Source organism: Streptomyces sp. ISL-94, assembly GCF_018614075.1.
Classification (GTDB): domain Bacteria; phylum Actinomycetota; class Actinomycetes; order Streptomycetales; family Streptomycetaceae; genus Streptomyces.
Window position 1 is genome coordinate 1 of the sequence record NZ_JAGGOZ010000099.1, and the last position, 11,182, is coordinate 11,182.

The following is an 11,182-nucleotide window of genomic DNA, read 5'->3' on the forward strand; positions in this document are numbered from 1 at the left end:
CCACGAAAAAGGTAACGGGGCAGGGCAGCGGCCGGAGGCAGGTCGAGCCACTTGTCCATGTGTGGGTGGAAGGTGCCATACAGGTCGACGTTGGACCAGAACAGCGCGGTCAGGCCGCGCCGGCCCTCGCCTGAAGGCCTCAATGCCCGTGCCGGTTCGGCCAGCACCTGCAGCCCGACAAACCGCACATCGGCCGGGTCCCCGCACACCGGCCCCGTCGACCACCGGCGGATCCGCGCCTCGTGCCTCAGGAAGCTGATACACAGCTCGAAAGCCCTGCCAGAGGCATTCGGCAGGGCTTCCGAGCTGCTCGGTCAGGTGCGGGGCAGGTTAATCGGGCTGTGCGATGTCATTGAACACGTCGATCAGGTCTTCGATTTCCTGTCCACGCGCGGTCACTTCCCAGTCGCCGGTAAACCCGACGTTCATGAGTTCGTCGGACAGGAACTCCAGCATCATGTCCGCCTCCGATTCACTCGGAATCGTAGGGGATACAGCGAGCTCGGTCATGTCCGGCCGCTCTTCCGTAATCTCCAGCAGAGTCCGGTACAGCTTTACGCCTCCCCGAAACCAGGCGGGCGTCGTGTGACTCGTTTCGCTCATTCTTCCTGCCGCTGTCTACCGAAATGAAAAGTTGGCCCCTGTGAGACTACTACAGGGGCCAACGCGGTCTAGTGCATATCCTTCGGCCTCATCGACCGCTTCCCCAGGTTCACACCACGGGACTTGCCGAACACCGTGATGACCTGTGATGCGGCGTTGAGTACCACCGTAGCCTTCTTGTTTCCTTTTCCTTCAAAGCGCCACTGGAGACCTCGCGAGTCAACCCTGTGCGTCACCTTCTTCGGGTCCGCCACTGCGTCCTTCATCTTGGCGATGTCGACTCCTCGCCCATCGTTTCGGCCAATGGCCTGATGGAGTCCATGCTTCACATACCCCTCAATCTTGGTCGGCTGGTCCGGATGGACGGTGCAACCGGCGGCACCGGTGCATCCAGATTCCGGCACCTTTTCCCGAGAGGGAGCTTCAACATTCTTTCTCTCCGTCGATCCCTTCTTCGGTCCGGCGGACTGCTTCTGAACCGGATCTTTCTTCGCCGCGGCATTCTGTTTCGGTGCAGCCTTCTCCGGGGGCTTCTTGGCGGCTTGCTTCTTCGCCGCCTGCTGCGCCGCCTGCTTGGCCGCCTGCTTCTTGGCCGCTTCCTGAGCCACCTTCTTTGCGGCTTCGGCAGCAGCCTTCTTCGCAGCCTCTTCCGCAGCCTTCTTGGCCGCTTCCTGAGCCGCCTTCTTGGCTGCCTCCTGAGCTGCCTTCTTGGCGGCTTCTATCGCCAGGCGCTTGGCCAATTCGGCAGCCGCCCTCCTGGCCGCCTCGATCGCGGCACGGCGGGCGATCTCCTTGGCGATTTGCTGCGCTGCTATACGGAGGGCGATTGCGGCGAGGATGGGGATGATCTTGCCGTCGGGGTCCGAGATGGACACCGGGTTGTTGTTGGCGTACGCGTAACCGTTCATCTGCTGCGGGTCGTTGACGTCGATCAGGGGGTCGACCGACAGGAACCGGCCGGTGGCCGGCTCGTAGGAGCGCACGCCCAGCTGGGTCAGGCCCGTGGAGGCGTCCATGGTGCCCCCGACGAAGCCCTTCTGGTTGGGCCAGGACTGGGGCGCCGCGCCCCGGGTCTCGCCGTAGGGGGTCATGTCCCGCCGGGTGGCGGTCATGGTTCCTGCGGCGTCCACCGAGAGGGTCGCGGTGTTGTGGTGGTCCGCGGACTGGTAGGAGAGGTCGCCGTCCGACGAGCGGACGGCAACCGTCTTGTCGCCGAAGGTGTAGCCGCGGGTGGCCTTGGTCTTGCCGTCCGTGCCCAGGGACACCTCGGTGCCGCCCAAGTAGAGCGTGGTGCCCGAAGGGTCCTTGCGTAGCAGGCGGTTGCCCTCGGCGTCGTAGACGTACTCGGTGACCTTGGTGCCTTCAGTGACCTTGGTGAGCTGTCCTTCGGTGTCCCATTCGAGCTTCTGCTCGGAGTTTCCGATCTTGCGGACGGTGGTGTTGCCGGTGGCGTCGTACGTGTAGGAGTCCTTGCGGGTCCCGGTCGGTTCGACGCTGTCGACGCCGCTCAGTGTGTGCGGCTGGCTGCCCTTGGCGGCCGGGTAGGTGTAGGTGCGTCGGGTTGCACCGCTTCCGACGTCGTGCTTGGTCTCGCTGGTGCGGTTGCCCGTGGGGTCGAAGGTGTAGGAGTGCCAGTAGGGAGTGACTCCGCCGACGGTGGCCGCGGAAGGGCCGCTCGTGCAGCTGTCCTTGGCCGTCCAGCCTTCGGTCATACGGCGCAGGTGGTCGTAGCGGAAGCACTGGGTGTCGCGGGTCGTCTTCTCCCGCAGTTCGCTGAGGGAGGTGATGTTGCCTGCGGGGTCGTAGGTGTAGTCGACCTCGGACAGCGAGTACGGTGCGACCTCACGGTCCGCGAAGGACTTGGTGACCCGGCGGGTCGAGTCGTCCATGTAGTTGGTGTGGATCATGCGCTTGCCCTTGGCGCCCTGCATGTACTGCATGAGCTCGCCGAAGGGCGTGTACCGGGTGCTGCTGACGTACTCGGCCGAGCCCTTGAGGGTGCTGGGCATGCCCGTCGCGTTGTAGGTGAGGTCCAGCTTCTCCGCGGGGAGACCGCCGGCGGCGGGAAGGTGCACCGCGCTCGGGTCACCGGTGCTGTTGTAGTCGATCTTCGACTCGTAGCTTCCGGAGAGCGCGCCCTGACCCTCGGGGATGGTGATCTTGGATCCTGTCGCGGCCCCTGAACTGTCGTAGCCGAGAACGGACGTGGTGTACGGCGTTCCGCCCGCGTAGCTGGTCGAGGAGGTCAGTTGACCCTTGGACAGGGTGTCGTAGGTCCACTCGGCACGCTTGGGTCCGGTCGGCCCCGCTTCGCGCTGCTCGGTCGGCCGGCCGAGCTTGTCGTAGGAGACGTGGATGCTCCTGCCCCGGGCGTCGGTGGTGGAGACGGGCTGGTCGCCGTTGTCGAAGGTGTAGGTGGTGACACCGCGGTCGGGATCGTGCTCCTTGGTCTTGCGGCCGCGCAGGTCGTACTCGTACTGCCAGGTGTTGCCGACCGGGTCGACGACCTGGGTCAGTTCACCACCGGGACCGTAGCCGTAGCGGGTGCTGTCGAATTCGGCGCCGACCTGCCGTCCCTTGTACTGCCGCAGTTCCACCGGGTTGCCCCGGACATCAGTGATGGTCGTGGTGACCGTGGCGCCTTCGGGCGGGACCACGTGCTGCCGGTCACCCTCGTAGGTGGTGGTGGTGCGCCATTTCTCGGTGCCGAGGCTGTAGAACAGATCGGCGGTCTTGCGCCCGGCACCGTCGTAGAGGTAGCCGTTCTGGCGGATGATCTGGTTGTCCGGGACGGAGACCAGGGCGGTGCCGGGGTTGCTCTTCTCCAGGTAGGGACCGGATTCCTTGACTTCCAGACCACGGGAGTCGTACACCGTGTCGGTGACGACCCTGCCCGCGCGCGACTCGTCGTTCTGGTTGAGGTCGGAGCGGGTGGCCTGGGTCTGGCGCGGTCGCAGCAGACCGTCGTACAGCTCGTGGCTGACGGTGTACGTGTCGTCCGCGAGGCGGGTGCGCGTGGTGACGGCGGAAGGGCCGTCCTTGCGGATCAGGTAGGAGACCTCGATGTCGGGCTTCTGCTCTCGGGTCCGCCCGGCCGACCAGCCCTTGGTCAGGCGGCCGAGGGCGTCGTACTCGGACTCGTCCCGCCGCCCGTCGCCGTCGATCGCGGTCAGGGTCAGACCGCGGGTCGGGTCGAGGATCTCCGTCTCGGTGTGACCGAGCGGGTTGGTGGTTACCACCTGGTGCGGCATTTCACCGGTGGCCGGCGTGTACGCGGTCCTGGAGGTGTTGCCCTGGGCGTCGGTGGTCTCGACGGAGCGGCCGTACTGGTCGAACTTTTCCGTACCGGCGGTCACGTAGCGCGGCTGGCCGTTGACGTATTCGGCCAGCTCTTCGGCGCTGGTGGCATCGCCCTTGGTCGGGGTCTCACCGAAACCCTTGCCGTCGTACAGGGTGCGGTCGTCGGAGACGACGTGTGCGGGCCGCTGGACCGTGGCACCGCACGCGACGGACACCGTCTCCTGGCGGGAGACGAGGTCCAGCAGGTGCAGCTGGGTGTTGCGGGCGTATTCGGTGCTGGTGCAGCGGTCGTCGTCGCTCCTGGACGTGTCGCCCAGATCGTTGACCGTGGTGATCAGCCCGTGACCGTCGTACGTCTTCTCCACCGCGGTGCGCCGGAAGCCGCTCGCGACGGCGGTACGGGTGTGCTCTGCGCCGTTGTTGAACCTCTGCGCGGTGAGCGGCGTCGTCCCCGTACGGTTGCGGGTCGCGGTCGGGCCGCTGATCCACGGCTCGTACGCGGTCGCGGCGATGAGCGCGCCGTCGTCGCCGTTGTAGGTGAGGGTCTCGCGGGTGACACCGGCCTGGGAGAGGTGGTCGGTGATCTGGTTGCCCTCGGAGTCGGCGACCTTGACGCTGCGCGTGCCGCCGGAGGCGGTGCGGTCGCCGTCCATGCCCCGGAAGTAGACGTTCTCCGAGCGGGTGCGCTGGTCGGCGCCGTCGCCAGTACGGGTGATGACCTTGCCGTAGCCGCGCCACTGGTTCCAGGTGCGCTCGGTGTCCCGGAGGAACTCGGAGGTGTCGTACGCCCAGGCGGGGGCTCCGGAGTACTCGTACCGGGTGACGGTCGAGGTGGATCCGCCGACGAGGTCGTTCTCGACGATCTGGGTGGCGACGTACTTGTGGAAGTAGTCCTTGTAGGGCTTGGGGCGCCCGTCGGGGCCGATGGGCTGGCCGGGTGCGGACCAGTTGACCGGGTAGCAGCGCAGGGTGTTGTCGGCGTCCGACGCGGGCAGGGTGCCGTCGCGGTTGCACTCGGGAGCGGAGTAGGTGACGCCGATCAGGCCGCCGGATTCGGTGTGGATGGCGTTGATCCGGTAGCGGATGAAGGGCGGCAGGCCCTCCAGGCCGTCGACGCGGTTGGCCAGCTGCTGGCCGGAGAAGGTGATCTCCGGGGTGCTGAAGTCACCGTTGGTCTTGCCGGTGTGCTTCAGCGACGCCAGCCACAGGCCGTTGCTCGTGCCGTCGCCGGTCTGGGGGAAGGAGTGGGTCAGGTCCCAGCGGTCGACGTCCTTGTAGGCGCCCCGGGTCAGTACCTGGGTGGTGATGGCGGAGAACCGCTTGCGTGTCCAGAAGGTCGGGGAGTGCTGGTTCTTGCACTCCGTGCCTGGGGCGCAGAACTGGTCGACGGGAACGTCGGGCCAGTTCTTGGCGTTGTCCTTGTTGAAATTGGCGTCCGAGCAGTCCACACCGGGCAGGCAGCGTTCAGCGGTGTCGATCAGGACCTTGGCCGGGGCCTTGGTTCCGTATTCGGCGCCGGTCCGCAGGCCGTACTCGACGCGGCTGAGGTGCCCGCCGCGGGTGTACTCGACGCCCTGGAGTTTCTTGTCCGCTCCGTAGCGGTTGGTCTCCTTGGCGTAGTAGTAGACCATGGCGTTCCCGCTCACGTCGGAGACGTGGTCGAGGTTGTACCGCCAGGCGCGCTGCTTGCCGCCGTCCTTGCCGTACAGCGGGACGGTGAAGGCGGAGTTGGTCTCCTGGTCGCCGGTCTTCCAGTTGCCCGGCCGGTTGAGACCGAAGGTGAAGACCGTGCCGGAGACGGTGGTCAGGCGGAAGTAGCCGCCCTCGGCGTCGCCGTTGCTGGCACCGGTGAGGTACTCGATCTTGGAGCCGTCGTCCTTGACCCCCTTCCAGGTGCCGGTGGAGTCATCCTTGACCAGCTCGGTGCCCGAACCGTTGAGGGAGAGCATGGCGTTCTCGGAGGCGAAGCACAGGTCGCCCTTGCCGTCCTTGAAGCTCACTCCCGAGCCGGGGACGTCCGAGCAGGGCTGGAAGCGGCGCTCGATGAAACCGCCGGACGTGAGCTCGAACCCGTCGCCCGCTTGCGAGGGCTGGGTGTTGCTGGCGGCCATGCGGCCGTCCACGCTCTGGGCGGAGTAGTTCAGCCCGAGTTCCGGAGAGAGGTCACCGGGGGCCTCGGGGGTGGACATGGGATAGGTCCAGTTGAAGTCACCGGAGGCCCCACCGGCCTGCCAACTCGACGTAGGGGCGAGAGGCGTCGCCTTGAAGTCTCCGCCGGTGCCCGAGTCGCCGCCCTCGGCGGCCAGGACCATCGGAGCCGCGGCGGCGGCGCTCCTCGCGGAAAGCTGCTGCTGCGACCCGGTGCCGGTGCCGGCCAGGGCGATACGGGCGGTCAACGTCTTGTTCTTGACGTCATTTCCGCTGTCGACTGGAGTCCCGGTCTGACACTCGGCCTTCTCCGGCGCGGTTAGCACACATGCCGGATACTGCACCACGCGCATGCGGCCCGCGAAATTCGCGCCGAACGCTCCGGCGAACGCGGAATAATCGACGGCGAATTCGACCGTGCCGGGCGAAGGTGCACCCGTGCCCGGTTCCACGGCCATCAGCACACCGTTGATGCCGGCTTTCTCGGCGTGGGCCTGGTCCTTGACGGAGACCTTCACATTGGCCGGGGCCGCGGGTGCGGCCGCCGCTCCCGCCCGAGTGAACGGGACTGCCGTGGAACGTATTCCGACGGGAAGGCCGCCGACGTCGCTGCGGCCGGGAGTAGAGGCCTGCGCGCGCGCAGCCACGGTGGCACCGGGCTCCAGGAGCGCTTCGCCGCCCTTGGGCCAGGTGACCTTGGGCGCCTTCTTCTGGGCGTTCTGCGCCGCCTCGTTCTTCGGCGGGGACTTCACCGGGACCCCGGCGCCGGCGAGTACCGGCTCCGTCTGGGTGCCGCGCACCTTGAACTTCTCAGTGGCGGCCGCCGCGGTGCTCACGCCGGCCGAGAGCAGCAGGGCGGAACTGACCGTGATGGCAATGGCCTGTACGGAACGGCGAATGGATTTAGGCCAGTTCCACATGTTGTCGGAGCTCCAATGGGGCTTGGATCTCCGGGGTATCTGTGACGGACTCACGCAATTCCTCTATGCAGAATGAGGTGCGCTGACGATCAGCGCACCTATCACGCACACAGTAAACGATCAGTCTCACCGTGGTTATGGATTCAGCCACGGTGGAAGTCCCGTGGGTCACTCGAGGGGATGGGTGCTCGCACCCAGAAGTGGACGAACTAATTCCAACCGATTCGAGCGTGAGGGCAAGTCAAGGTCGAGCATAAGTATGATCTAGTTCAGTAAGGTTCCGGGTGTGTGTGATCTTCGGCTCGCCTCCGGTCGCCCACCCGCTCGGACGCGGAGCCACCGAACTTCCCCCGTGTACCGCCCGCCCATGAGGCGGTCGCCAATCCGATCGCCGTCACCCTTGGATGGTTTTGCCATGCACTCAGCCCCTCCGTCGAGGAGCCCACGACGACCACAGCTCTGGCCCAACGCCCTGGCCGTGCTCGCGCTCACCGGTCTGTGCGTCAGCCTGACGCCCGCCCAAGCGTCCCCCTCCCCCACAGCAATGCCGCCCGTGAACGCGAAGGGTGTGACGCCGGAGCAGAAGGCGCAGGACAGCGCACGTTCAAGCAGGCAGCCGGTGGAGGTCTTGGAGAAGCGGACGGAGGACACCCGCACCCTCGCGAACCCCTCGGGCACCTTCACCCTGGAACGCCACACCAGCCCCAAGTGGGTCAAAAAGGGAGGGAAGTGGGCCGACCTCGACGCCTCCCTCCAGGTCTCGGCCGAGGGAATTCTGACGCCGAAGGCCTCGCTCCTTCCCCTCTCGCTGTCCGGCGGCGGCACGGGACCACTGGTCAGCCTGGCCGACGGGGACAAAGAGATATCCCTGACCTGGCCCCAGGCTCTGCCGAAGCCGCACATCAGCGGAGACACCGCGACCTACCCCGAAGTGCTCCCGGGAGTGGACCTGAAGGTCCGCGCCGGCATCGAGGGCTTCTCCCAGGTCCTTGAGGTCAAGTCAGCCGAGGCGGCAGCGAATCCGAAGCTCGCCGAGATCGGCTTCGGCCTGGGGACCAAGAACCTGGTCGTGGCCGCCGACGAACACGGGAATCTGACCGCCAAGGACGCGGCCGGGCAGATCGTTTTCGGTGGGCCGACCCCGACCATGTGGGAATCGACGCCGACGGCCGGGCAGCAGAAGGTCGCCTCACTAGCTCGGAGCGCCCCCGCGGCGCTGGACGGCAGCGCCCTTGTGGCACAGGACGGCAGCGCCTCCACGGCGTGGGAGCCGGGCCTGAATGCGAAGCAGGCTGCGATGGCCACCAAGGTGGACGGCTCCACATTGAAGGTGGTCCCGGACCAGAAGATCCTCAGGGGCAAGGACACCGTCTTCCCGGTCTTCATCGACCCGTGGATGAGCGGTGGCCGGGTCGCCTGGACCCGGGTGTACAAGAAGTACCAGGACACCGTGTACTGGAACAAGAACGAACTGGCCAGTGTCGGCTACGAGAACGAGACCAACGGGCTCTCCCGGTCCCTCTACCGGATGGATACGGCCGGGTTCGCCGGCAAGAACGTCATCCGGGGCACCTTCTCCACCCAGCTCCAATGGTCCTGGTCCTGTCAGGCCCGGCCGGTACAGCTCTGGTTCACCGGAGCGATCAACTCGGACACCACGTGGCGGAACCAGCCGGCCTGGACCCAGCACCTGGCCACCGTCAACACGGCCAAGGGGTGGGGCCCCAACTGCCCGGCGGGCGGCGTGGAGTTCGACGTCACAAACAAGATGAAGGAAGTTGCCGCGGCCGGCTGGTCCGACGTCACGCTGGGCCTGAAGGCGGAGAACGAGTCCGACACCTACGCCTGGAAGAAGTTCCTCAACAGCGCCACCCTCTCCATCGAGTACAACCAGACGCCGAACACCCCCGGCGAGCTGCAGATGACTCCGCAGCCCACCGCCCACGGCTACATCGGCAAGACCAATGCGGCCGACGGTGTGCACCTGCGCGCGCGGATCTCGGACCCCGACAGTGGCAACGTGACCGCTCGGTTCCGCGTCCACTACGTCGATCGGGGCGGCTGGTTCAACGAAGCCGCCGTCATCGTTCCTAGCGGTGGTCTCGCCGACTTCCGCGTCCCCGACGCCTGGCTGCCCTGGGACGAGTCGTACGCCTGGGAAGTCCAGGCCGACGACGGCACGAGCGCGTCCCGCTGGGAAGGCGGCGGCCGGTTCACCATGAAGCGCACCGCACCGCCCGCCCCGAAGATCGACATCGATCCCGAGAAGGGCATCGCCACCTTCACCGCGGAAGGCGCCGAGGGCGGGGAGCACGTCCAGACCTACCGGTTCGGCATCAACACGGATCAGCCCACGCGACGAGTCGAGGCCTGGCACGGGAAGGCCTCAGTGCTGCTGCCCAAGATGGGTGACGGCCGCTACGAGATCAAGGCATACGCCACGGACAAGGCGGGCAACGACTCCGAGGCCACGCTCAACAGCGGCATCCAGTGGGACAACAACAACACGGCTACCTCGCTGGCCGATGCCACCACCATCCAGGGCGGCCACATGGTCGCCGTCGCCGGCGGGCGCGTCTGGCACGGCTTCACCGGGGGCAGCGTCCAGGACACCACCCCTGAGACCGGCGATCTCCCGAACGTCGAACAGGTGGCCACCATCGGCGCCGACAGCCAGCTCCACGTGCTGGCACTGGCTGACGGCAAGATCCAGCACGCCGTGCGACTCCCCGCCAGCTGGCAGTCCTGGGGTGACGCCACCGCCGCCGCCGGCGGCCTGCCCAAGGTGACGCAGATGGCCGCCGCCCAGGACGGCTGGAACATGGCCGTCGCCGCGGTCGCGGACGGCAAGGTCTACCTGACGACCCGCTACCCAGATCGCTGGGACGCCTGGCGGCTCGTCCCGGGTACCCCCGCGCAGATCGACCAGATCACTCTCGCCTCGGTGAACGGCCAGCCGCACATGGCGATCCTCTCGGAGGGCCGGGCCTACCACTCCGCCCAGATCGCTCCCGGGAACTGGCACGCCTTCGCCCAGCTGCCCATCGCCAGCCCGCTCGCCTCGATCGAGGCCTCGGCCAGCGCCGGTACCGGCGCGGAGTTCCAGCTCGCCGCGGCCTCCGAGGGGCGGGTGTACCACACCACCCGCCGGGCCGACGGCAACTGGACCGCATGGGGAGACGTGACCGCGATCGTGGGCGACCCCGGCTACACCCGCAAGCTCCTCGCCACCACGGCCGGGGACGGCTTCCGGCTGACCGCCATCGCCAACGGCACCATCAGCCAGACCACCCGCACGGCCAACGGCTCCTGGAACGGGTGGAAGGACATCTACCAGCCGTAACGACAACGCCCGGTCGGGCTTCGAGTGGAGCGGGGCCGTCTCTCCCACAGCGTGGGTTGAGACGGCCCGCTTCCACGTTCGGCCGGTGGTCACGTCCTCGCCAACAGATGTCGCCGCCGGACATCCGGGCTGCAGCGTCGCCGATGTCCCCGGCGTGATAGCGGGGCAGGCAGGGAGGGATCAAACACCGCAACCACCGGAAGCACTTGCTACGGGGCTGCGGTGATACCGAGGCAAAGACGCCCAACTCCAGGCAAGATCTGGCCTGAAGGGATCCTATTGCTTGACCAACCTCCATCATCGGCACCGTCGGCACGCCCGCAGGTCCCGCCGGTCGTACGCGTGGCGTGGGACGGCTTCGAGCGCTGGCCCCGCATCGCTCCGTCCGGATTCACCACGGCGCGGACTTCGGCACGCGCCACCACCAGACGTGGGCTTGCGTCGCTCGGCCCCGCCCGGTGCGCAGCCACGGGTCGAGCGCTCCCGTCACGTCCTGGTCGGTGGCGGCCGCGAACCGGGCGTCCAGTGCGTCCAGAACACCCGCCAACTCCGCCCGCACCGCCTCCGGGAGGGAGGCCATCACCCCCGCCAGCGAGTCCCTGCCGTCGAGGTCGTTCTCATAGGCGCTGAACGGGTAGAACTCGTCCGGGCGGGGTCCCGATTCCAGGATCCGGCCCAGTCGCTCCCACGCCTCGAACCGCCGACGTACGGAATACACCGGCTCGGTGACCGCCTCCCGCCGCTCCGGGGACAGCCGGGCCCGTTCCACCTCCAGCCGCTCCGCGTCGACGGCGGCCACCGCCGCCCCCGCGGCAGGCGACAGTCGCGCCCACAAGGCGTCCGTCTCGGGGGTCCCGCTCATCCGTGC

At 67.3% G+C, this 11,182-nt stretch carries 5 protein-coding genes; 1 reads left to right on the forward strand and 4 read right to left on the reverse strand.

Going from position 1 to position 11,182, the window contains the following annotated elements; genetic code table 11:
• From J7E94_RS27630 to J7E94_RS27640, 3 genes are all read right to left on the reverse strand, one after another.
• Positions 1–188: hypothetical protein (locus J7E94_RS27630; RefSeq protein ID WP_215019531.1), on the reverse strand; the 188-nt coding region annotated here is incomplete at its 3' end.
• A 142-nt stretch (positions 189–330) separates the two neighbouring features.
• Complete coding sequence (locus tag J7E94_RS27635) at positions 331–603, reverse strand: hypothetical protein (RefSeq protein ID WP_215019532.1); 273 nt, start codon at positions 601–603, stop codon at positions 331–333.
• Between the two features lie 68 nt (positions 604–671).
• Positions 672–6,971 carry an RHS repeat domain-containing protein gene (locus J7E94_RS27640; RefSeq protein ID WP_215019533.1) on the reverse strand — a complete coding sequence of 2,100 codons (6,300 nt, stop codon included), beginning with the start codon at positions 6,969–6,971 and terminating at the stop codon, positions 672–674.
• 553 nt (positions 6,972–7,524) lie between these two features.
• On the opposite strand from J7E94_RS27640, the gene J7E94_RS27645 reads away from it, so the two are divergent.
• The gene (locus J7E94_RS27645) at positions 7,525–10,314 is read left to right on the forward strand and encodes a DNRLRE domain-containing protein (protein WP_215019534.1); all 2,790 of its coding nucleotides are present in this window, start codon (positions 7,525–7,527) and stop codon (positions 10,312–10,314) included.
• Between the two features lie 391 nt (positions 10,315–10,705).
• On the opposite strand, the gene J7E94_RS27650 is transcribed toward J7E94_RS27645, so the two are convergent.
• On the reverse strand, positions 10,706–11,176 hold the full coding sequence (locus tag J7E94_RS27650; RefSeq protein WP_214943762.1) for a hypothetical protein: 471 nt from the start codon (positions 11,174–11,176) through the stop codon (positions 10,706–10,708).
• Between the last annotated feature and the right edge of the window lie 6 nt (positions 11,177–11,182).

Excerpts from the sequence above, each read along its gene's own strand:
- J7E94_RS27640 (WP_215019533.1), bottom strand. The coding sequence starts at position 6,971 with ATGTGGAACTGGCCTAAATCCATTCGCCGTTCCGTACAGGCCATTGCC.
- J7E94_RS27635 (WP_215019532.1), bottom strand. The coding sequence starts at position 603 with ATGAGCGAAACGAGTCACACGACGCCCGCCTGGTTTCGGGGAGGCGTA.
- J7E94_RS27650 (WP_214943762.1), bottom strand. The coding sequence starts at position 11,176 with ATGAGCGGGACCCCCGAGACGGACGCCTTGTGGGCGCGACTGTCGCCT.